Origin of the sequence: Bradyrhizobium huanghuaihaiense (genome assembly GCF_025200885.1) — a bacterium.
Taxonomy (GTDB): Bacteria; Pseudomonadota; Alphaproteobacteria; order Rhizobiales; family Xanthobacteraceae; genus Bradyrhizobium; species Bradyrhizobium huanghuaihaiense.
In genome coordinates this window covers 6,374,145-6,396,256 of sequence record NZ_CP104172.1, presented here as the reverse complement: position 1 = coordinate 6,396,256, position 22,112 = coordinate 6,374,145, and the positions used below count along the sequence as shown (strand labels likewise).

The 22,112-nt window shown below is 65.8% G+C and carries 16 protein-coding genes; 12 read left to right on the top strand and 4 right to left on the bottom strand.

The window, feature by feature from the left end; translation table 11 throughout:
* Positions 1-48: 48 nt before the first annotated feature.
* From N2603_RS30270 to N2603_RS30225, 10 genes are all read left to right on the top strand, one after another.
* The gene (locus N2603_RS30270; RefSeq protein WP_260385004.1) at positions 49-1,425 is read left to right on the top strand and encodes a sensor histidine kinase; all 1,377 of its coding nucleotides are present in this window, start codon (positions 49-51) and stop codon (positions 1,423-1,425) included.
* 161 nt (positions 1,426-1,586) lie between these two features.
* The gene (locus N2603_RS30265; protein WP_260385003.1) at positions 1,587-2,987 is read left to right on the top strand and encodes a hypothetical protein; all 1,401 of its coding nucleotides are present in this window, start codon (positions 1,587-1,589) and stop codon (positions 2,985-2,987) included.
* A gap of 100 nt (positions 2,988-3,087) precedes the next feature.
* A complete protein-coding gene (locus N2603_RS30260) occupies positions 3,088-3,357 on the top strand; it encodes a hypothetical protein (protein WP_026312775.1) in 270 nt (89 codons plus the stop codon).
* 132 nt (positions 3,358-3,489) lie between these two features.
* Positions 3,490-4,620: a c-type cytochrome biogenesis protein CcmI gene (ccmI, locus tag N2603_RS30255; RefSeq protein WP_260385002.1), complete on the top strand. Its 1,131-nt coding sequence runs from the start codon at positions 3,490-3,492 to the stop codon at positions 4,618-4,620.
* A 37-nt stretch (positions 4,621-4,657) separates the two neighbouring features.
* The gene (ccmE, locus tag N2603_RS30250; RefSeq protein ID WP_260385001.1) at positions 4,658-5,167 is read left to right on the top strand and encodes a cytochrome c maturation protein CcmE; all 510 of its coding nucleotides are present in this window, start codon (positions 4,658-4,660) and stop codon (positions 5,165-5,167) included.
* Positions 5,164-7,146 carry a heme lyase CcmF/NrfE family subunit gene (locus N2603_RS30245; protein ID WP_260385000.1) on the top strand — a complete coding sequence of 661 codons (1,983 nt, stop codon included), beginning with the start codon at positions 5,164-5,166 and terminating at the stop codon, positions 7,144-7,146. The genes ccmE and N2603_RS30245 overlap by 4 nt, the downstream gene beginning before the upstream one ends.
* Before the next feature lie 5 nt (positions 7,147-7,151).
* Positions 7,152-7,661 carry a cytochrome c-type biogenesis protein gene (locus N2603_RS30240; RefSeq protein WP_260384999.1) on the top strand — a complete coding sequence of 170 codons (510 nt, stop codon included), beginning with the start codon at positions 7,152-7,154 and terminating at the stop codon, positions 7,659-7,661.
* Positions 7,662-7,747: 86 nt separating this feature from the next.
* Positions 7,748-9,091, top strand: coding sequence for a methyl-accepting chemotaxis protein (locus N2603_RS30235; RefSeq protein WP_260384998.1), 1,344 nt, complete (start codon positions 7,748-7,750; stop codon positions 9,089-9,091).
* Between the two features lie 223 nt (positions 9,092-9,314).
* Complete coding sequence (locus N2603_RS30230) at positions 9,315-10,895, top strand: Do family serine endopeptidase (RefSeq protein WP_018647782.1); 1,581 nt, start codon at positions 9,315-9,317, stop codon at positions 10,893-10,895.
* Between the two features lie 282 nt (positions 10,896-11,177).
* On the top strand, positions 11,178-11,858 hold the full coding sequence (locus tag N2603_RS30225; RefSeq protein WP_260384997.1) for a response regulator transcription factor: 681 nt from the start codon (positions 11,178-11,180) through the stop codon (positions 11,856-11,858).
* Positions 11,859-11,914: 56 nt separating this feature from the next.
* Here N2603_RS30225 and N2603_RS30220 read toward each other — a convergent pair whose 3' ends face one another.
* Positions 11,915-13,345: a DUF1254 domain-containing protein gene (locus N2603_RS30220; protein ID WP_260384996.1), complete on the bottom strand. Its 1,431-nt coding sequence runs from the start codon at positions 13,343-13,345 to the stop codon at positions 11,915-11,917.
* A gap of 432 nt (positions 13,346-13,777) precedes the next feature.
* Here N2603_RS30220 and N2603_RS30215 point away from each other — a divergent pair, with 432 nt between their 5' ends.
* Both N2603_RS30215 and N2603_RS30210 read left to right on the top strand, forming a co-directional pair.
* Entirely contained in the window at positions 13,778-15,238 is a 1,461-nt protein-coding gene (locus tag N2603_RS30215; RefSeq protein ID WP_018647779.1) for a sensor histidine kinase, read from the top strand.
* Positions 15,235-18,222 (top strand): bifunctional [glutamine synthetase] adenylyltransferase/[glutamine synthetase]-adenylyl-L-tyrosine phosphorylase, encoded by a 2,988-nt coding sequence (locus tag N2603_RS30210; RefSeq protein ID WP_260384995.1) that lies wholly within the window; start codon positions 15,235-15,237, stop codon positions 18,220-18,222. Before N2603_RS30215 ends, N2603_RS30210 begins: the two co-directional genes overlap by 4 nt.
* Here the strand turns inward: N2603_RS30210 and N2603_RS30205 are convergent.
* The 3 genes from N2603_RS30205 to fdhF are packed head-to-tail and all read right to left on the bottom strand — an operon-like array spanning position 18,179 to position 22,107.
* On the bottom strand, positions 18,179-18,412 hold the full coding sequence (locus tag N2603_RS30205; RefSeq protein WP_260384994.1) for a formate dehydrogenase subunit delta: 234 nt from the start codon (positions 18,410-18,412) through the stop codon (positions 18,179-18,181). The genes N2603_RS30210 and N2603_RS30205 overlap by 44 nt on opposite strands.
* Positions 18,402-19,229, bottom strand: coding sequence for a formate dehydrogenase accessory sulfurtransferase FdhD (gene fdhD / locus N2603_RS30200; protein WP_018647776.1), 828 nt, complete (start codon positions 19,227-19,229; stop codon positions 18,402-18,404). The genes N2603_RS30205 and fdhD overlap by 11 nt, the downstream gene beginning before the upstream one ends.
* A 4-nt stretch (positions 19,230-19,233) precedes the next feature.
* On the bottom strand, positions 19,234-22,107 hold the full coding sequence (gene fdhF / locus N2603_RS30195) for a formate dehydrogenase subunit alpha (protein ID WP_260384993.1): 2,874 nt from the start codon (positions 22,105-22,107) through the stop codon (positions 19,234-19,236).
* Positions 22,108-22,112 lie beyond the last annotated feature (5 nt).

The following is a 22,112-nucleotide window of genomic DNA, read 5'->3' as shown; positions in this document are numbered from 1 at the left end:
TGATGACCTCCGACGCCCTGATATCCTGCGCCTGCGGGGACGCTTCCGATGGCCGCTAGCTCACTTGCCAATCGCCTGTTCCTGTCGGCGACCGCGTGGCTCGTGGTGATCCTGGCCATCACCGGCGTGGTGCTGTCGTCGGTCTACAAGAACGCCACCGAGCGCGCTTTCGACCGCCGGCTCAATCTCTATCTGCGCACCCTCATCGCCGAAGTCGCCACCCCGGACGAGCCGCCGGACCGCCAGTTTCAGTCGCTTGGCGAGCCGCTGTTCGAGCTGCCGCTGTCCGGCTGGTACTGGCAGATCACACGCACCGACACCGAGAAGCCGGAGGTGCGCTCCTCGCGCTCGCTCTGGGACAAGAAGCTGCCGAAGCTGGAGGAGCAGGGCGCCGAGCTCACCGCCGCCGGCATCCGGCTCGGCTATGTCGACGGGCCCGAAGGGCAGAATTTGCGGATGGTGGAGCGGCCGGTGGATCTCGGCGCCGACGGCAAATATCTGGTCAGCGTCGCCGGTGACGACACCGAGATCTTCGACGAGACGCGGAGCTTCGATTACTATCTCGGCGGCACGTTCACCGCGCTCGGCATCGTGCTGCTCCTGACCACGGTGTTCCAGGTTCGCTTCGGCCTCGCGCCGCTCAAGCGCATCTCGGAATCGATCGCCGACATCCGCTCGGGGCGGGCCGAGCGGCTCGAGGGCGAATTCCCGGTCGAGATTGCGCCGCTGGCACGCGAGACCAATGCGCTGATCGAAGCCAATCGCGAGATCGTCGAGCGCGCGCGAACCCATGTCGGCAATCTCGCCCACGCGATCAAGACGCCGCTGTCGGTCATCGTCAACGAGGCCGGCGCCCACGCCGCGGAGCCGTTCGCGGCCAAGGTGATGGAGCAGGCGGACGTGATGCGTGACCAGGTCGCCCATCACCTGGAGCGTGCGCGCATCGCGGCGCGCGTCTCGGTGGTCGCGACCGTGACGGAGGTTGCGCCTGCGATCGAGGCGCTGCGGCGGACGATGGAGAAGATCCACCGCGACCGCGACATCGTGGTCGAGGCCAAGGCCGATCCGTCGGGCAAATTCCGCGGCGAGCGGCAGGATCTGGAGGAGATGGTCGGCAACCTCGTCGACAATGCCTGCAAATGGGCGGCCTCCCGCGTCTTCATCGAGGTGCTGGTCGAGGCGCCGCAGCAGGCGGGCGCGGGGCCGCGGCTGCGGATCATCGTCGATGACGACGGCCGCGGCCTGTCGGAGGCGGAGCGGGCCCAGGTCTCCCGGCGCGGCCAGCGGCTCGACGAATCCAAGCCCGGTTCGGGGCTGGGGCTATCGATCGTGACCGATCTCGCCGCGCTCTATGGCGGCAGCCTCTCCCTCGGCGGGGCGCCGACCGGGGGCTTGCGGGCCGAGCTGGTGCTTCCGGGAATATAATCCTCTGTTCCCAAGGGGTTATTTGGTCTGCCGGGCGCCGATCCGGAACAAAACGGCGGTGTTGGAGCCAACGTCCTCAACGGCTTCTTAAGGCGCAGCCACCTATGATCGCGCCCGGACGCATCCCACGTCTGCCATTTTACCGTGCATTACCCGGGCGCATGAGCCAGACATCGATCGAGCGGCTGAGGGAATATCTCGCGCAGCTCCCGCCGCAGTCGCAGGCGCTGCTGATGCGGGAGTTCGAGCGCGCGCTCGAGCGCGGCCAGGACACGGCCGTGGCCACCCTCGTGCTCGAGCAACTGCGCAAGATCGTCCGCAAAACCGAAGCCGACGAAGCCCCGCCGCCGCGGACCGACGATCTGTCGCGGCTGCTGTTCCAGGCGCTGGAACCGTTCCTGGTCGAGGCAGGCGCCCCGATCCGGGTCGGCCAGATCCGGCGCTCCTCGCTGCAGCCGATCTGGCAATGGCTCGGCCGCGACGGCGCACCGGACAAGCTGAACGAATTCGAGGCGGCGCTGGCACGCATGCCGGCTGACAGTGGGGGGCAGGTCGAGGCTCTCGCGCAGAAGCTGCAGACGGTCGCCGCGGACGCGATCTTCGTGCTGACCGGTCCCGGTGGCGGCGACAAGTCGCGCGCGCTCGCCCGGGTCGGCCCGCCCAACGTGATCGAGGACCTCTATTCGATCGGAGCGGTGCTTGGGGTCCGCGAGGCCATCGCCACACTGAACGAGAAGCTGCCGCGCACCCTGCGCGCCTTCGGCGATCCCCAGGTCGCCTCGGTGACGTCGGCGCTCAACATTCCGGTCCTGCAGACGCCGCAGATGCTGCCCTTCGCGCTGTCGATCGTCGTGCAGCGCATGACCGCGCCGTGGCAGATCATCCGCCTCGCCATCAAGATCGCCGCCTCCGACGACGAGATCCGCGTCGCGGCAACGCCTTATGGCGTCGCCGTCACGATCGCCCTGCACGATTTGTCCTGCGTCGCGGCGATCCTGCGCACGGACATCAAGCGCGGCCATTTCGACAATGTCGCAGACAACCTCAAGGCGCTGCATGATGGCGTGCGCGGCCTGCGCACCGAGCTCGACCTGCGCAACGATTCCGTCTGGGGCAAGCAGCTGACCTCGATCCGGGCCGACATCTCCAATGCGCTGCAATCGGAGATCGACAGCGTTCCCGGCCGCGTGCGCCGCATCCTGCGCCAGCGGCCAGAGAAGGACATTCCGCCGGGCGCGCGGATCGACAGCACCGAGGTGGAGGAAACCGCGGCGCTGATCGATTTCGTCGCGACCTGCCGCAACTATGCGAGCGAGCTTGCGATCAACGAGGTGACGCTGCGCACCTATTCCGACCTGCAGCAATATGTCGAACGTTCGACCGAGCAGCTGGTGCAGTCGCTGCGCGCGGCCGATCACAAGGTCCGCACCTATCGCCAGCAGCAGGTGCAGGCGGCGATTCGCTTCTGCCAGGTGCTGTTCGGCGATGACTATGCCTCGCTGATGAGTCGCGCTGCGGAGAACGCTGCAACCGGCGAGCGCAAATCGTCGCGCGCGAGCTGATTCAGGCGCATATTTTCGTGATCACAATTTGTGGTTGACGCTGCCGGTGACGGGCCCTACGGTCGCTGCGCAAGCTTTTGGAATTTCTACCTGTGGGCGCATGAAATCCATTATCAGCTCCATCGAGATCGAGAACCGGGTCATTGTCGCCAAATATCAAAGGCTGATGGTCGGGGCGAAGGTCGTGCTCGTCGAGAAGGCGAGCGGCCGGCAACTGCCTGAGACAGCGACCAGGGTTGCTTCTCCGGTTCCGGTCGGGGCGGTGCGCATCAGGTTGCCGGATGCGATTCCGCCGGGAACATATTTCCTGAAGGCCTTCAACGGTCATGGCGAGGATGCCGCTCGGAGTGCCGACTTCGAGATCGGCTAAACTGTTGGGATATTGACCGTTTCAGGACAGAGCGCGGTCGCGCCGAATTGACAATTGTCAATTGCCGCATCGTCCGGCCGTGGTGTAAAGCCACCTATGGGCGCGGGTGGCGCGCTGCCGGAAGCTTGCCAGATGACGTTATGGTTCGTGTTCGCGCTGATGACGGTCGCGGCGATTTTCGCCGTGCTCTGGCCGCTCGGCCGCAGTGGACGCGCGCAGGATCAGGGCAGCCAAAATCAGGCCGGTGAGGTCGCGGTCTACAAGGATCAGCTGGCCGAGATCGAGCGTGATCTTGCCGCAGGCTTGATCGCGGCCCCCGAAGCCGAGGCGGCGCGCGTCGAGATCAGCCGCAGGCTGCTCGCCGCGGCCGGAAGCGAGTCCTCGCCGGACCTCAAGTCGGCGCCGAGCCTCAAATGGCGCCGCGCGGCAGCGGTGCTGGCGCTCATTGGCCTGCCGCTGGTCGCGATCGGCGTCTACATGCCGCTCGGCTCGCCCCGGCTTCAGGACTTTCCGCTGGCGCAGCGGGAGCGCGGGGCCGGGTCCGGCATGGCCCGATCGCTCGAGAATCTCGTCGTGCAGGTCGAGCAACATCTGGAAAAGAACCCGACCGACGGACGCGGCTGGAACGTGCTCGCGCCGGTGCTGCAGCGGCTCGGCCGCTTCGACGATGCGGTGCGGGCCTATCGCAACTCGCTCACCTACAATGGCGAGAGCGCAGAGCGCCGCTCCGATCTGGGCGAAGCGATCTCCGCCGCCGCCGGCGGCGTCGTGACCGCCGAGGCCAAGACCGAGTTCGAGCGTGCGCATGCGCTCGACGCCGATGATCCCAAGGCGAACTACTTCCTCGGGCTCGCCGCCGAGCAGGATGGCCGCAAGGACGATGCGGCCAACATCTGGCGTGCGCTGCTGGCCAAGGCTCCGGCGGATGCACCGTGGCGGCCGCTGGTGCAATCCTCGCTGGCGCGGGTCGGCGGTGGCGGCACGATGCCGCTGTCGGACGAGACCATCGCGGCGTCCAAGGACATGGCCGAAGGCGATCGCAACGCGATGGTGCGCGGCATGGTCGAGCGTCTTGCGACGCGCTTGAAGCAGAACGGCGACGACGTCGAGGGCTGGCTGCGCCTGGTGCGCGCTTATCTCGTGATGGGTGATCGTGACAAGGCGATGGGCGCGTCGACCGACGCCCGTCAGGCGGTCGCCAAGGATGCCGAGCGGCTCCGCCAGCTCAACGAAGGCCTCAAGACTCTCGGGCTCGACGGATGATGATTTCGGGACGAGACGAGCGGAGAACGGATACGCCATGACGCGCAAGCAGCGACGTATGACCATCATCGGCGGCTCGCTCGCCGTGCTCGCGCTCGCGGCCGCGCTGGTGCTCAACGCATTGCGCGACTCCATCGTGTTCTTCTCGACCCCGACCATGGTCGCCGAGAAGCACGTCGCACCCGGCAAGCGGTTTCGTCTCGGCGGCCTGGTGCAGCCCGGCTCGCTCCAGCGCGGCGACAATCTCGCAGTGACCTTCGAGGTTGCCGACGGCGGCGCGAAGCTGCCGGTCGCCTACAAGGGCATCCTGCCCGACCTGTTCCGGGAAGGGCAGGGCGTCGTCGCCGAAGGCGCGCTCGACGCCAACGGTGTGTTCAAGGCCGACACCGTGCTCGCCAAGCATGATGAAACCTACATGCCCAAGGACGTCGCCGATGCCCTGAAGAAGCAGGGACACTGGAAGGACGACTATGGCGCCCAGGCCTCCGGTGGTGCCGCGCCGGCGGCAACGACCGCGCAGGGCAATCCGCAGGGAGCAGTGCGTTGATCGCGGAATCAGGACATTACGCGCTGGTGCTGGCGCTTGGCCTTGCGCTGATCCAGTCCATCGTACCGCTGATCGGCGCGCGCCTGCGCGATGCCGCGCTGATGAACGTAGCGCGTTCCACCGCGCTGGCGCAGCTCTTGTTCGTCGGCGCCTCGTTCGTGGCGCTGGTGATGCTGCACGTGAATTCGGACTTCTCGGTCGCCAATGTCTACGAGAATTCCCACTCCATGAAGCCGCTGCTCTACAAGATCACCGGCGTGTGGGGAAACCATGAAGGCTCGATGCTGCTGTGGGTGTCGATCCTGGCGCTGTTCGGTGGATTGGTCGCAGCGTTCGGCAATAACCTGCCGCTGTCGCTGCGCGCGCATGTGCTCGCCGTGCAGGCCTGGATCGCCAGCGCCTTCTATCTCTTCATCCTGGTGACCTCGAACCCGTTCCTGCGCATCGCCAATCCGCCGATCGAGGGACGCGATCTCAATCCGGTGCTTCAGGACATCGGCCTCGCCGTGCATCCGCCGATGCTCTATCTCGGCTATGTCAGCTTCTCGATCTCGTTCTCCTTCGCCATCGCGGCGCTGATGGAGGGCCGGATCGACGCGGCCTGGGCGCGCTGGGTGCGGCCGTGGACGCTGGTCGCCTGGATCTTCCTGACGCTCGGCATCGCCATGGGCTCCTACTGGGCCTATTACGAGCTCGGCTGGGGCGGCTGGTGGTTCTGGGATCCGGTCGAGAATGCCTCGCTGATGCCCTGGCTCGCCGGCACGGCGCTATTGCATTCGGCGCTGGTGATGGAGAAGCGCAACGCGCTGAAGGTCTGGACCATCCTGCTCTCGATCCTGACCTTCTCGCTGTCGTTGCTCGGCACCTTCCTGGTCCGCTCCGGCGTCATCACCTCCGTGCACGCCTTCGCCACCGATCCCACGCGCGGTGTGTTCATCCTCTTGATCCTCTGCCTGTTCATCGGCGGCAGCCTGTCGCTGTTCGCGGGCCGGGCAACGTCGCTGAAGCAGGGCGGCCTGTTCGCGCCGATCTCGCGTGAGGGCGCGCTGGTGCTGAACAATCTGCTGCTCACGGTCGCCTGCGCGGTGGTGCTGTTCGGCACGCTCTATCCGCTGGCGATGGAGATGCTCGCCGACTTCAAGATGTCGGTCGGCGCGCCCTTCTACAACCTCACCTTCGCTCCGCTGTTTGCTCTGCTGCTGCTCGCCGTGCCGTTCGGTCCGATGCTGGCGTGGAAGCGCGGCGATCTGCTCGGCGTGACGCAGCGGCTGCTCGCGGCCGGCCTTGCCGGGCTCGTCGCTGTAGCGATCGCTTGGGGCTGGGCGAGTGGCGGCGCCACGCTGGCGCCGCTCGCGATCGGACTTGGCGTCTTCGTCATCGCCGGCGCCGTCACCGATCTCGTCGAACGGACCGGGCTCGTTCGGCTGCCGTTCGCCACGGTGCTGCACCGGGCGCGCGGCCTGCCGCGTTCGGCCTGGGGCACGGCGTTCGCGCATGCCGGCCTCGGCGTCGCGCTGATCGGGATCGTCTGCGAAACCACCTGGAACAGCGAATATATCGCGACCATGAAGCAGAACGAGGTCGCCCATATCGCCGGCTACGACGTGAAGCTCGACGGACTGTTCCAGCGCCAGGGCCCGAACTATCGCGAGATGATCGCCGAGTTCAACGTCAGCCGCGACGGCGAGACGCTGAGCGTCATGACCCCGTCCAAGCGCAGTTTTACGACGCGCGGCTCTTCGACCACCGAGGCTGCGCTGCTGACGCGCGGCGCGAGCCAGCTCTACATTTCGCTGGGCGATGCCACCGCCGAGGGTGCCATTGCCGTGCGCATCTATCACAAGCCGCTGGTGCTGCTGATCTGGTGGGGGCCGGTGCTGATGGCGTTCGGCGGCGTGCTGTCGCTGTCCGACCGGCGTCTGCGGGTCGGCGCGCCGAAGCCGGCGCGGGCCAAGCAGCGCCTGCAACCGGCGGAGTGATTTTGATGCGCCGGATGATGGCCGCGTTCGTCGCGCTGATGCTGCTGGCTTCGCCTGCGGCGTACGCCGTGCAGCCCGACGAGATCATGTCGGATCCCGTGAAGGAGGGGCGCGCGCGCGAATTGTCGCGCGAGCTGCGCTGCATGGTCTGCCAGAACCAGTCGATCGACGATTCCGATGCGCCGCTGGCGCGCGACCTGCGCCTCCTGGTGCGCGAGCGCATCGCGGCCGGCGACAGCAATTCGCAGGTGCTCGACTTTCTGGTCGCGCGCTACGGCGAGTTCGTGCTGCTCAAGCCCCGCTTCGAGCGGCAGACCCTGCTGCTGTGGCTGCTCGCGCCGCTGCTGCTGATGGGCGGCGGCACGGCGTTGTGGCTGCAAATCCGTCGTCGCGCGCGGAGCGGTGCAGACGTACCAGCTCCGCCACTCACTGCGGAGGAAGAGGCGCGGCTCGCCGCCCTGATGTCCGATGATGCGAAGACGCGAAGACGCCCTGACCTACGTAATGATACGTAACCTGTCGGGCGCTGAGCGTTTCATCCTCTATTGACCTTTGTCTGGAAGCTTGTCGCGAGATTCGATTCCAGCCTCTGAGTCCTGCCATGTTCGCGAACAGCAATCTGACGATCCGCTTCCTGGTCGGTGCCGTCGTCGCTGCACTATTGTTCCTGCTGGGCATCGGCGGCGGCACCGGCTTCGTCGCGGTGCTCTATCTCAACAACGAGATCACCAGCCTGTCGTCGGATTTTGCCGCATTGAGCGGCCCTGCGCGTGATCATGCGATGCAGATCTACCAGCAGGCGCAGACCGCGTTCTCATATTTCCTGATCGCCTGCGGCGTGATCGCGGTGGTCGCTTTCGCGATCTGCCTCACCACCTGGTTCGCCGTGCGCAACGGTATCCTCAATCCGCTGGCGGCGATCGTGCATGCCATGCGCGAGGTCGCCGACCAGAAGTTCGAGACGTCAGTGCCGGGGCTCGGCGGCACCAATGAAATCGGGCTGCTCGCCGGCGCACTCGAGGTCTTCAAGACCAATGGGCTGGAGCGGCGCCGCCTCACCGAGCAGCAGTTACAGGAGGCGCAGCACCAGGCCGAGCGCTCGAAATTCCTGGACGCGCGGATCAAGCGCTTCAACGATCTCGTCGCCAGCGTGGTCGACAGCGTGGCCTCGTCCGCCGTGCATCTGAAGCGCAACGCCGAGACGCTGTCGCGGACGGCCAACGACACCAGCACCAAGGCCAATGCGGTGGCGAGCGGCGCGAGCCAGGCCAGCGCCAGCGTGCAGGCGGTTGCGGGCTCGGCCGAGGAGATGACGAATTCGATCGGCACGATCAGCCGCCGCGTCACCGATGCGACCCAGCGCGCCGAAGGCGCGGCAAGCCAGGCCGAGAAGAGCCGCGACACCATTCACACGCTGTCGGACGCCGCCGACAAGATCGGCGAGGTCGTGCAGCTCGTGCAGGCGATCGCCTCGCAGACCAATCTGCTTGCGCTCAACGCCACCATCGAGGCGGCGCGAGCGGGCGAAGCCGGCAAGGGCTTTGCCGTGGTGGCCTCTGAAGTGAAGAATCTGGCGCACCAGACCAGCAAGGCGACGGAGGAGATCACCTCCCATGTCGCCAGCATCCAGGGCATCACCGCGGAGACACGCGACGCGATCGACGGCATCTCGAAGACGCTGTCGGAGATCTCTTCGATCATGTCCGGCATCGAGGTCGACACCGCCCAGCAGCGCACCGCCACGCAGGACATCACCCGCAGCGCACAGGACGCCGCACAGGGAACCCTGGACGTCTCCAATCACATCGCCCAGATCACCTCGACCTCGGCGGAGACCGGGCGCATGGCGGCCGAGGCGCGGGATTCCGCCGTCGATCTGTCGCAGCAGGCCGAGACGTTGAAGCGCGAAGTCGACGCGTTCATCGTCAGCGTCCGGGCCAGCTAAGGCCAGCCAAAATCTCACTCGGTGCCCGTCGCGGGAACTCGACTAAGTTCCTGTAGGGGCACGATTTTCGGCCTGCGCTAAACTGCCGCATCCGTAGCGCGGCATCATTACAAAAGTTTAACCCCACCGCCAGCGCACGGTAAGGCGGGAGTCCCCATCTTCAGGTTCGCAAGGTGCCCGACATCCGGCACCAAAACGAATTCAAGGCCCTGGAGATCCCTGCATGAACGACCGTATCGACCTCTCGAACCTTCCGTCCTACCGGCAGCCGCGCCGGTCGGTGTTCTCCGCGCGCAAGCTCGCGCTGATGGCCTCGGTGGTCGCCGGCCTCGGCGCTGCCGTCTATGGCTTCAGCCCGTCGGTGTCGCCGGCCGACCTGATCTCGAGCCCGGCGCATGCGCAGGTCAACAACGAGGTCCGCAAGGTCGAACGTCCGGTCGGTTTCGCCGACATCGTCGAGCGCGTGAAGCCGTCGGTGATCTCGGTGAAGGTCAACATCAAGGAGAAGACCGCGAGCAACGATGACGGCGACGACGCACAGTCGCCGTTCCAGCCGGGCTCGCCGATGGAGCGCTTCTTCCGCCGCTTCGGCGGTCAGGACGGCATTCCCGGTCTGAAGGGTGGCGGCCGTGGCCGCGTCGTGCAGGGCCAGGGCTCCGGCTTTTTCATCTCGGCTGACGGCTTTGCCGTGACCAACAACCACGTGGTCGACGGCGCCGACAAGGTCGAGGTCACCACCGACGACGGCAAGACCTACACCGCCAAGGTGATCGGCACCGACCAGCGCACCGACCTCGCGCTGATCAAGGTCGAGGGTGGCTCGAACTTCCCGTTCGCCAAGCTCGCCGACGCCAAGCCGCGGATCGGCGACTGGGTGCTCGCGGTCGGCAATCCCTTCGGTCTCGGCGGCACCGTGACCGCCGGCATCGTCTCGGCCAGCGGCCGCGACATCGGAAATGGCCCCTATGACGATTTCATCCAGATCGACGCGCCCGTGAACAAGGGCAATTCCGGCGGTCCGGCCTTCGACACCAACGGCGAGGTGATGGGCGTCAACACCGCGATCTACTCGCCCTCCGGCGGCAGCGTCGGCATCGCGTTCTCGATCCCGGCCAACACCGTCAAGAGCGTGGTGGCCCAGCTCAAGGACAAGGGCTCGGTCAGCCGCGGCTGGATCGGCGTTCAGATCCAGCCCGTGACGTCCGATATCGCCGACAGCCTCGGCATGAAGAAGGCCGAAGGCGCGCTGGTGGCGGAACCGCAGGCCAACGGTCCGGCGGCGAAGGCCGGCATCGAATCCGGCGACGTGATCACCGCGGTCAACGGTGAATCCGTCAAGGACGCCCGCGAGCTCGCCCGCACCATCGGCGGCATGGCGCCCGGCGCGACCGTGAAGCTCAACGTGCTGCACAAGGGCCAGGACAAGGTCGTGAACATGACGCTCGGCCAGCTGCCGAATACGGTCGAGGCCAAGGCCGACCTCGACAAGGACAGCGGCAAGGGTGCGAGCAAGGGCACTGACGTGCCGAAGCTCGGCATGACCGTTGCCCCTGCGAACTCCGTGGCCGGCGCCGGCAAGGAAGGCGTCGTGGTTACCGAAGTCGATCCGAAGAGCGCTGCGGCCGAACGCGGCTTCAAGGAAGGCGACGTGATTCTCGAAGTCGGCGGCAAGAGCGTGGCCACTGCCGGCGAAGTCCGCGACGCCATCAACGCGGCGCGGACCGACAACAAGAACAGCGTCCTGATGCGCGTGAAGAGCGGCGGCCAGTCGCGCTTCGTCGCGATCCCCATCGCCAAGGGGTAAGCCTCAGGAGGCCCAGGAAACTCAAGTGATGAAGGGTGTCGCCGGCATCAGTCGCCCCCGCCGTCGGCGCCCTTCGGGGGAGCAGCGTAAATTTCGCTTCCCCAGCCTACCTTCCGGTGGAATTACGCCCCCCTCCGTCGGAAGGCATAGGGCGGTGAGGTCCCCCCAGCTTCACCGCCCGCCTTTTTCTCGCTTCGACACTCTCCCGCTCGGCTTGCATGCGATTGCCGCTCGCGCCATGTTTAGAGAAGGTTGACCCCCTTGACCGCCGCCGAACGCACGATGCGCCTCCTCATCATTGAAGACGATCGCGAATCCGCCGATTACCTCGTGAAGGCGTTTCGCGAGGTCGGACACATTGCCGATCACGCCGCGGACGGCGAGGAAGGCCTCGTCATGGCCGAGAACGGCGACTATGACGTTCTGGTGGTCGACCGCATGCTGCCCAAGCGCGACGGCCTGTCGCTGATCGGCGCGCTGCGCGACAAGGACAACGTGACGCCGGTGCTGATCCTCTCCGCGCTGGGACAGGTCGACGACCGCATCAAGGGCCTGCGCGCCGGTGGCGACGACTATCTGCCAAAGCCCTATTCCTTCGCCGAGCTGCTCGCCCGCGTCGAGGTGCTGTCGCGCCGCCGCGGCGGCCCCGCCGAGGACACGCTCTATCGCGTCGGCGATCTCGAGCTCGACCGGCTCTCCCATCGCGTCGCCCGCGGCAAGGACGAGCTGACGCTGCAGCCGCGCGAATTCCGCCTGCTCGAATACCTCATGAAGCATGCCGGCCAGGTGGTGACGCGCACCATGCTCCTGGAGAACGTCTGGGACTATCATTTCGATCCGCAGACCAACGTGATCGACGTGCACATTTCGCGGCTGCGCTCCAAGATCGACAAGGGCTTCGATCGGCCGCTGCTGCACACGATCCGCGGCGCCGGCTACATGATCCGCGACGGCATTCGGTAGAGACGTCGGCGCCTCCAAGGTCCGCTAACTAGACCTTGCCGCGTCGGCGGCTATCGTCACTTCCGGCCAACGGTGTCGCTGTCGCTCCGGTGGATGGCCGGGGGATTCCACACGCCGGTCAGCGCCTCCGACTTCGGCGCATAGAGACGCATGGTGAGGTTGAACGGACCTTTAGGTGCGGGCAGCCAGTTGGCTTCACGATCGCTGCCGGGATTTTCATTCTGGAAATGGAGCGTCAGCGAGCCGTCGGCGTCACGCTTGAATGGCATCCAGCTGCTCACCGCAAAGCGATTGATCGGATTGGCGACCTGAAAGCCTTCGTCGTCATACAGGGTGATTGACCAGAATGCCTCGACCGGTGGCAGTTCGTCCTTGGTAAAGCGGATGATGTATTTGTTTGCGCCGTCGAGCGGCTTTCCGCTTTGATCGCCAATGCTGTTCGGGTAGATCGCATCCTCCGGCAGATTGGCACCGAGGCCGAGCTGGGCGACAATCGCGCGCTTCAGGTAGTAGTTGCCGTAAACTCCCATCGTGTCCGTGTTCATGGACCAGTTGTTTGCGACGCGCGCCAATGTCGGAACTTTCCAGGCCATCAGCTTTTGCGCCTGCGCCGGCGCATCGTCGATGGCTTTCCGAACCGTTGCGTCAACCTTGGCCATGTCGAAGCTCTTGCCCTGCTCGAAACCGATCCGCTTCATGCGCGCGATGATCGGCTCATCGGTGATGTGTGGCGGGTTGACCTTGAGCAGCTCCGCGGCATAGGCGAAGAATTTATCGCCCGCCATCGTGTCGACTTGCTTCTTCGGCGGCGTTTTGACGTCGACGCTGGGATCGATGGTTTGCGTTACCGCGACCGGAGGCTTGCCCCATCCAGACAGCGGCGTGATCTTGTAGCCCTTCTGCACCTCGTGAACGGCGGCATAGTCGGCGGGTCCATCAGTCTTGGTGCGACCAATGACCCAGACATGGGGTGTCGGCGCATTGATGCGCGTGAAGCCCGCCGGCACGTCTCCATTCCAGCCCGGCGGCACGACCAGGAAATTGGCCGCTTGGGTGCCTGTCGTGCGCATTCCCGGCGATGCAAACACATCGGACCACATGTCGAGCATCGGCAGCAGGTAGTAGCGACCACCGGTATCAGGAACCGAAACCACCAAGGGCTCCTGCGTCAGGTCCAGCCAGGCGCTCGAATACAACGTGTCGAAATTGGGCCGCACCACCGCCCTCATGTCCGCGGTCGGGTAGGCCTGGATATTGTCGAACGTGTTGGGCGGGCCGCCTATTCCGCCGGATTTGGGATCGGAATTGATGAGCTGCTTGCGTGTCACGTCCATCGTCACGAGCGGATAGAAGTAGACATACGCTTCTGCAGCGATGGCCTGTGCCTCGTCGGCAGAAATTGATTGAGCCGCGCTCGGCACCGATGTCGGGACCATGAAAATCAGACCCGACAAGACCGCAGCCAGAGATGACAGATGCTTCGTCATAATCTTCCTCCTGGTTATCCCTGCAGCGGCGAGCAAATGATCCTGGCGGATGTCATGTTGCTTTCCAGCTGCGGAATATTTTCCCGATTTCCTTCAAGGGCGGAGATTGGACAGTGGACGAGCCAGCCAAGAGGCGAAGCGCCGCGGTCTGCTTGATCTACATCAATGGACGCCCGCGAACGGTCAAAAACGGAAGATCAAGCAATCCGCCGTCCCAAGGTCTGCTCGAACTCCGGAAACACACCCTGGGAGCCCGCGAGATTGCACAGAATTAAGTAGAGGAGGGCCGCTTCTGCCTTTATCATGACAAGACGGTGCGGTCCGCGATAGCTCGATAAGGCATTGTGGCCGCTTGCCAAAAGGACCACCCCTGAGAGGACGGCAAGGAAAATGGTTTTGAATTTACCGTTCTGCCAGTGCCGTAAATGATCCGTGACGGCATTCGGTAAACTCGTCCGCACCACGGCCTTCCGGCTCACGCTGGTCTATCTGCTGCTGTTCGCGATGTTCGCGGCCTCGCTGCTCGGCTATTTCGCCTGGAACACGCGGCGGCTGATCACCGAGGAAATCACGCAGACGGTGAATGCCGAGACTTCGGAGATCAACGAAATCTATGATCGCCGCGGCTTGGTCGGCCTCGTGCGGACGATCGAGTACCGCGCGCTGCGGCCGGGCGCCAACCTCTACCTCGTGACCACGCCGACCGGGCAGGCGATTGCCGGCAATGTCGGCTCGCTCGCGCCCGGCGTGATGGCGAGCCGCGGCTGGTCCGAGACCGCCTACCGGCGCATCGAGGACGCCGACGACCGCGATCATCGCGCACTGGTGCGCGTCACCGAACTCGAAAACGGCTTCCGGCTGCTGATCGGCCGCGATCTCGCCGAGCGGCGTCGCCTGTTCGGCATCGTCGCCAAGGCGGCGCAATGGTCGATCCTGATCGTCGTCGTGCTCGGCCTCGGCGGCGGCATCTTCGTGGCACGCAGGGTGCTGAGGCGCATCGACGCGATGACCGGCACCGCGCAGCGCATCATGACCGGCGATCTCAGCGGGCGCCTGCCCGTGGGGCGCAGCGGCGACGAGCTCGATCGCCTCGCCGAAAACCTCAACGCCATGCTGGAGCGGATCGAGGCCTTGATGGCGGGGCTGAAGGAAGTCTCCGACAACATCGCCCACGATCTCAAGACGCCGCTGACGCGCCTGCGCAACCGCGCCGAGGAGGCGCTGGCGAAATCGGGCTGCGAGGCCGATTACCGTGCTGCGCTGGAGCGGACCATCGAGGAATCCGACGGGCTGATCCGCACCTTCAACGCATTGCTGATGATCGCGCGGGCCGAGTCCGGACAGGCGCGGGGCAACATGGATGATTTCGATGCCGCCGACGTCGCGGGCGGCATCCACGAGCTCTACGAGCCGCTCGCCGAGGACGACGGCATGACCTTGAAGGTCAAGGCCGATCCGACGCCGGTTCACGGCAATCGCGAACTGATCAGTCAGGCGCTCGCCAATCTGGTCGAGAATGCCATCAAATACGGCAAGCCGGTCGCGCAGGCCGGCGGAACCGTTGTCAGCATGGACGCGCGGCAGATCACCATCGAGGCGAAGCGCGAGGGTGACCAGGTGCTGCTCAGCGTCACTGATCGCGGCCCCGGCATTCCTGAAGCCGACCGCAAGCATGCCGTCGAGCGATTCGTCCGGCTCGAGGCGAGCCGCACGCTGCCGGGGTCCGGCCTCGGCCTCAGCCTCGCCTCGGCTGTTGCGACGCTGCATGGCGGAGAACTGCGGCTTGGCGATGCCCATCCGGGCCTCGTCGCCACGCTGGTGCTGCCGGCGCGCACGGGCGCGGGCGACAGGGTTGCTCCGCCAATACCGGATGTGCCACAGAAGGTGGCATGAACCACTCCGCGCCGGGAAACGCGGACAAGCATGGTGAGAGTCTGGCCGCACGCTTCGCGGAGGCTCCCCATATTGTCGCTTCCACAACCGACGAACGCCGACTTGAAAACTGGCTGGCCGAGCTCGAGCCGGCACAATCGGCCCGTCTCGGAGCGTTGCTGGTTCATCCCTTCGCCCGGAATATTTTGGCCGGCATCGCGGAATTCTCGCCCTATCTGTTCGATCTGGTGCGCGCCGATTCGCTGCGCCTGATCCGGCTGCTCGAATGCGATCCGGATACGCATCTCGCCGCACTGATCGCTGAGACAAGGGGCGCGGTGTTCGCGGCGCCCGACGAGGCCGAGGTGATGCGACTGCTTCGCCGCATGAAGGCTGAGGCCGCGCTGCTAACCGCGCTGTGCGACATCGGCGGGGTCTGGCCGGTGATGCGGGTGACGGCGGCGCTCACCGACGTCGCAGTCTCCTCGGTGCAGGCGGCGCTGCAGTATCAGCTGCGGCAGGAAGCCGCACGTGGAAAGATCGTGCCGCCCAATCCGGAGGCACCGGAAGAGGGCTGCGGCCTGATCGTACTCGCGATGGGCAAGATGGGCGCAGGCGAGCTGAACTATTCCAGCGACATCGATCTCATCGTGTTCTTCGATCCCGATGCGACGACGCTCGCGCCCGATATCGAGCCGCAGCCGTTCTTTGTCCGCGTGACGCAGGGCATGGCGCGCATCCTGCAGCAGCGCACTTATGACGGCTACGTTTTCCGCGTCGATCTGCGGCTGCGTCCTGATCCATCCTCGACGCAGGTGGCAATCTCGCGCGACGCCGCGCTGCATTATTACGAGCGGGAAGGGCGCACCTGGGAGCGCGCCGCGATGATCAAGGCGCGCGCCTGTGCCGGCGATGCCAGGGCAGGCGAGGCGCTGCTCGCCGAGATCGCGCCGTTCGTCTGGCGCAAGCACCTCGATTTTGCCGCGCTTGCCGATGTCCACGACATGAAGCGGCAGATGCAGACCTATCGCGGCCAGAGCGAGGTCGCGGTCGAGGGCCACAACGTCAAGGTCGGCCGCGGCGGCATTCGCGAGATCGAGTTCTTCGCGCAGACCCAGCAGCTGATCGCCGGCGGCCGCCATCCGGAATTACGGGTACGGCCGACGCTTAGCGCGCTCGACGTGCTTGCGAGCAGCAACTGGATCACCTTCGCGGCGCGTGACGAGCTGACCACGGCCTATGAATTCCTGCGCCGGGTCGAGCATCGCCTCCAGATGATCGCGGACGAGCAGACCCATGCGCTGCCCGACGACAAGGATGCCGTCGAGCGCTTTGCGCGCTTCTTCGGCTATCCCGATCGCGAGGCCTTTGCCCACGACCTGCTGCGGCAGCTCGAGATCGTCCAGGGCCACTACGAAAAACTGTTCGAGGGCGATGACCCGACCGGCACGGCTGGCCTGCCGGCTCTCGACTACAGTGCCGGCCCCGACGACCCGCGCCTGCTCCAGCACCTGACGACGCTCGGCTTCAAGAAGCCCGCCGCCGTGGCGCAAACCGTGCGCGACTGGATCACCGGCGACTATCGCGTGTTCCGCAATGAGGCGACACGCAGCGCTTTCATCGAGTTCGTGCCGGCCCTGATCGACGGTCTCGCGCATGGCGAGGAGCCGGACCGCGCCGTCGTCGCGTTCGATCAGTTCCTCGGGGCGCTCCAGCGCGGCGGCCGGCTGATCACGCTGCTCGGGCAGAACCGCGATCTCGTCGCGCTGGTGGCACTGGTGCTGGGAGCTGCGCCGCGGCTCGGCGAGATGCTGGCGCGGCAGCCGCAGCTCATGGACGGCCTGATCGATCCGCGCTTCTTCGGCGCGATGCCCGACAGGCAGGAACTGTCGGGACGGCTCGCCGCCACCGTGCAGGACGCCGCCTCGTACGAGGAGTTCCTCGATCGCCTGCGCCTGTTCGGGCAGGAGAGCCTGTTCCTGATCGGCACGCGCATCCTGTCCGGCACCGTCTCGGCGCAGCAGGCGAGCACCGCCTTTGCCGATGTCGCCGAAGGTATCGTCCACACCGTGCATGGTCTTGTTGCCGACCGCTTTGCCGCGCAGCACGGCCGGATCAAGGGCCAGGAGACCGCGATCATCGCGATGGGCCGGCTCGGCAGCCGCGAGATGACGGCATCGTCAGATCTCGACCTGATCCTGCTCTACGATTTCGACAGCGAGAACCCGGACTCGGATGGGACGAAGTCGTTGCAAGGCGCGCATTATTTCGCCCGCTTCACCCAGCGCCTGATCAGCGCCTTCACGACCCGCACCAATTACGGCGTGCTCTACGAGATCGACGTGCGGCTCCGTCCCTCGGGCCGCGCCGGTCCGGTGGCCTCGAGCCTCGCCTCCTTCGCAGACTACCAGGCCAACGAGGCCTGGACCTGGGAGCACATGGCGCTGACGCGCGCGCGCGTGGTGTCGGCTTCGCCTGCATTCCGGGAACGCATCGAGCGCGTCATCCGCGATGTCCTGACCCGCCGCCGCGATCGCGCGGTCATCGCCAATGACGTCGCCGACATGCGCAGTGCGATCGGCCAGGAGAAGGGCGAGACCGATTATTGGGATCTCAAATATGCCGCCGGCGGCATGATCGACATCGACTTCATTGCGCAATATCTTCAGCTCGTGCATGCCCACGACAAGCCCGAGATCCTCGACGTCAGCACGTTGCAGGTGCTGGACAATGCCTGCAGGCTCGGCGTGCTCGGACAATCGGAGACCGAGATCCTGCGCGCCGCGGCGCGGCTCTATCACGATCTGACGCAGATCCTGCGGCTGTGCGTCAGCGACCGCTTCAAGCCGGAAACCGCCGGCACGGATCTGCAGCGCGTCATGGCGCGCGCCGGCGATGCGCCGGACTTCTCGTCGCTGGAGGCCCGTGTGAAGGAAACGCAGGGCGAGGTGCGGCGCGTGTTCAGGGCGCTGCTGGAAGGGTCGTCGTCTGCTTCAACGCGGTGATGGCTTCGCGCACGTTCGGCTCCAGGCCCACGCCGCCGGCATCGAGATGGGCGAAGATCGCGCGCTTCATCCGGGGATCCCAGAACTTCTTGATGTGCTCGGCGATCCCCGGCACGGCCTTGTCATGGCCCTGGCTTTTGAAGAACTTGCCGATCTGGTTGGCCATGTAGATCAGGCGGTCAGGCGACATCGGCAACCTCCGTGGCATGGCGGGCGACAATCCGGCCACCATGCGAGAACACTTCGAACCCGTCCTGGCGGGCAATGGCGATCAGCGTGATGCCCGCGGCTTCCGCCGTGCGCACCGCGAGCGCGGTCGGCGCGGACACCGCGACCATCACCGGCGCGCCGATCGCGGCGGTCTTCTGCACCATCTCGACCGAGACACGGCTGGTCAGCAGCACCATGCCGCCACTTGCATCGGTGCGGCTGCGCGCCAACGCGCCGGCGAGCTTGTCCAGCGCATTGTGGCGGCCGACGTCTTCGCGCAGGGCGACGATGTTGCCGCTAGGAGACCAGAACGCAGCGGCGTGAACGGCGCGGGTCTGCAGATTGATCGATTGCAGCGGTGCGATCGCCTGCATCGCCGCCATGATGTCTTCCGGCGTGAAGGTCTGCCCCTGCGGCACGACCGCCGCGGGTCGCACCGCCTCGGCAATGGACTCGATGCCGCAGATGCCGCAGCCGGTGGGACCCGCGACGTGGCGGCGGCGCTCGCTGATGAGTGCCGCATCTTCCGGTGCCAGCCACATCCTGAGCTCGATGCCGTCATCGAGGCGAACCACCTCGAGCGACTTGATGTCGTCGACCGACTTGATGACGCCTTCGTCCAGGCTGAAGCCGACGGCGAAATCCTCGAGGTTCTGCGGCGTCCCCATCATGACGGCATAGGTGCCGCCATTATAGGTCAGCGCCAGCGGCGTCTCCTCGGGGATCAGCCGTGTCCCTTCGGACGCGACGCCGTCGCGCCAGATCTCGCGGTCGATGGCCTGGACGGGCACGTGCATGCCGTTACTCCGCGGCCTCGGCTGGTACGATGCGGCGGGATTGCCGCGCCTGCGCGTCATAGGCCTTCTGCCAGTCGGACGGGCCGTTCGAGGGCGAGACCTGCACCGCCGTCACCTTGTATTCGGGACAGTTGGTCGCCCAGTCCGAATACTCCGTGGTGATGACGTTGGCCTGCGTGTCCGGGTGGTGGAAGGTGGTGTAGACGACGCCGGGCGCGACGCGGTCGGTGATCTCCGCGCGCAGCGTGGTCTCGCCGGCGCGGCTCTTCAGCCGCACCCAGTCGCCGTCGCGCACGCCGCGCTGCTCGGCGTCGTGCGGATGGATCTCGAGGCGATCCTCGGCATGCCAGACCACGTTATCGGTGCGCCGCGTCTGCGCGCCGACATTGTACTGGCTGAGGATGCGGCCCGTGGTGAGCAGCAGCGGATAGCGCGGGCCGGTGCGCTCGTCGGTCGCGACATATTCGGTCACGACGAACTTGCCCTTGCCGCGGACGAATCCGTCGATATGCATCACCGGCGTGCCCTCGGGCGCCTTCTCGTTGCAGGGCCACTGCACCGAGCCGAGCTCGTCCAGCCTGGCGTAGGAGACGCCGGCGAAGGTCGGGGTCAGCGCCGCGATCTCGTCCATGATCTCGGAAGGGTGGCTGTAGTTCATCTCGAAGCCCATCGCCTTGGCAAGGCCGATGGTGACCTCCCAGTCGGCGAGGCCGTTCTTCGGCGTCATCACCTTGCGCACGCGCTGGATGCGGCGCTCGGCATTGGTGAAGGTGCCGTCCTTCTCGAGGAAGCTCGAGCCGGGCAGGAAGACGTGGGCGTAGTTGGCGGTCTCGTTCAGGAAGAGGTCGTGGACGATGACGCATTCCATCGCCGACAGCGCCGCCACCACATGGCTGGTGTTGGGATCGGATTGCAGGATGTCCTCGCCCTGCACATAGATGCCCATGAACGTGCCTTCGACCGCGGCGTCGAACATGTTGGGAATGCGCAGGCCCGGCTCGGGGTTGAGCTCGACGTTCCACAGCGCCTCGAACTGGTCGCGGACGGCATCGCCCGAGATGTGGCGATAGCCGGGCAGCTCGTGCGGGAACGAACCCATGTCGCAGGAACCCTGCACATTGTTCTGGCCGCGCAGCGGATTCACGCCGACGCCGGGACGGCCGATATTGCCTGTGACCATCGCAAGGTTGGCGATCGCAATCACGGTGGTCGAGCCCTGGCTGTGCTCGGTGACGCCGAGACCGTAATAGATGGCGCCGTTGCCGCCGGTGGCGTAGGTCCGCGCGGCTTCACGCAGGTCCTTCGGATCGACGCCGGTGAGGATGGCCGTGGCTTCCGGGCTGTTGCTCGGCTGGGCGACGAAGGCCGCCCATTCCTCGAACTCGGCCCAGTCGCAGCGCTCGCGCACGAAGGCTTCGTTGACGAGGCCTTCGGTGACGATGACATGCGCCAGCGCCGTCATGACCGCGACATTGGTGCCGGGCATCAGCGGCAGGTGCAACGCCTTCACATGCGGCGATTCCACCATTTCGGTGCGACGCGGATCGATCACGATCAGCTTGGCGCCCTGGCGCAGCCGCTTCTTCAGCCGCGAGGCGAACACCGGATGGGCGGACGCCGGGTTTGCGCCGATCACGACGACGACGTCGGTGTCCTCGACCGAGTCGAAATCCTGCGTGCCGGCGGAGGTGCCGAAGGTGGTGGCGAGGCCATAGCCGGTCGGGGAGTGGCAGACGCGCGCGCAGGTGTCGACATTGTTGTTGCCGAAGCCGGCGCGGATCAGCTTCTGCACCAGATAGGTCTCTTCATTGGTGCAGCGTGACGAGGTGATGCCGCCGATGGCGTCGCGGCCGTACTTCTTTTGGATGCCGCGCATCTTGGCGGCGGCAAACGAGAACGCCTCGTCCCAGGACACTTCCTTCCAGGGATCCTCGATCCGGTCGCGGATCATCGGCTTCAGGATGCGTTCCTTGTGATTGGTGTAGCCCCAGGCGAAGCGGCCCTTGACGCAGGAATGGCCGCGATTAGCCTTGCCGTCCTTGTAGGGCACCATGCGCACGACTTCCTCACCGCGCATCTCGGCCTTGAAGGCGCAGCCGACGCCGCAATAGGCGCAAGTGGTGACCACGGAGTGCTCGGGCTGGCCGATCTCGATCACGGACTTTTCCGTCAGCGTCGCGGTCGGGCAGGCCTGCACGCAGGCGCCGCAGGAGACGCATTCGGAGCCCAGAAAACTCTCGCTCATGCCGGGCGACACGCGGCTGTCGAAGCCGCGGCCGGAGATGGTCAGCGCGAAGGTGCCTTGCACCTCCTCGCAGGCGCGGACGCAGCGCGAGCAGACGATGCACTTGGAGGGATCATAGGTGAAGTACGGGTTGGACTCGTCCTTCGGCATCCAGTGGTCGTTGTCGCAGCCGTGGCTCTTGGCGAAGACGTGGTTCTCGCCCTCGTAGCCATAGCGCACGTCGCGCAGGCCGACCGCGCCGGCCATGTCCTGCAATTCGCAATCGCCATTGGCGCCGCAGGTGAGGCAGTCGAGCGGATGGTCGGAGATGTAGAGCTCCATCACGCCCTTGCGCAGCTTCTTTAGCCGCTCGGTCTGGGTGTGCACGACGAGGCCGTTCATGACGGGCGTGGTGCAGGAGGCCGGCGTGCCGGCGCGTCCCTCGATCTCGACGAGGCAGAGCCGGCAGGAGCCGTATGCGTCGACCATGTCGGTCGCGCACAGCTTCGGGATCTGGTGGCCGGCGTCCATCGCCGCCCGCATGATCGAGGTGCCCTCGGGCACGGTGACCTCATTGCCGTCGATGGTTAGCGTCACCATCGTTTCCGATTTGGAGCGCGGCGTGCCGTAGTCGATTTCTTCGATCAGAGACATTGTCG

Excerpts from the sequence above, each read along its gene's own strand:
- N2603_RS30270 (WP_260385004.1), top strand. The coding sequence starts at position 49 with ATGGCCGCTAGCTCACTTGCCAATCGCCTGTTCCTGTCGGCGACCGCG.
- N2603_RS30265 (WP_260385003.1), top strand. The coding sequence starts at position 1,587 with ATGAGCCAGACATCGATCGAGCGGCTGAGGGAATATCTCGCGCAGCTC.
- N2603_RS30260 (WP_026312775.1), top strand. The coding sequence starts at position 3,088 with ATGAAATCCATTATCAGCTCCATCGAGATCGAGAACCGGGTCATTGTC.
- ccmI (WP_260385002.1), top strand. The coding sequence starts at position 3,490 with ATGACGTTATGGTTCGTGTTCGCGCTGATGACGGTCGCGGCGATTTTC.
- ccmE (WP_260385001.1), top strand. The coding sequence starts at position 4,658 with ATGACGCGCAAGCAGCGACGTATGACCATCATCGGCGGCTCGCTCGCC.
- N2603_RS30240 (WP_260384999.1), top strand. The coding sequence starts at position 7,152 with ATGCGCCGGATGATGGCCGCGTTCGTCGCGCTGATGCTGCTGGCTTCG.
- N2603_RS30235 (WP_260384998.1), top strand. The coding sequence starts at position 7,748 with ATGTTCGCGAACAGCAATCTGACGATCCGCTTCCTGGTCGGTGCCGTC.
- N2603_RS30230 (WP_018647782.1), top strand. The coding sequence starts at position 9,315 with ATGAACGACCGTATCGACCTCTCGAACCTTCCGTCCTACCGGCAGCCG.
- N2603_RS30225 (WP_260384997.1), top strand. The coding sequence starts at position 11,178 with ATGCGCCTCCTCATCATTGAAGACGATCGCGAATCCGCCGATTACCTC.
- N2603_RS30220 (WP_260384996.1), bottom strand. The coding sequence starts at position 13,345 with ATGACGAAGCATCTGTCATCTCTGGCTGCGGTCTTGTCGGGTCTGATT.
- N2603_RS30210 (WP_260384995.1), top strand. The coding sequence starts at position 15,235 with ATGAACCACTCCGCGCCGGGAAACGCGGACAAGCATGGTGAGAGTCTG.
- N2603_RS30205 (WP_260384994.1), bottom strand. The coding sequence starts at position 18,412 with ATGTCGCCTGACCGCCTGATCTACATGGCCAACCAGATCGGCAAGTTC.
- fdhD (WP_018647776.1), bottom strand. The coding sequence starts at position 19,229 with ATGCACGTGCCCGTCCAGGCCATCGACCGCGAGATCTGGCGCGACGGC.
- fdhF (WP_260384993.1), bottom strand. The coding sequence starts at position 22,107 with ATGTCTCTGATCGAAGAAATCGACTACGGCACGCCGCGCTCCAAATCG.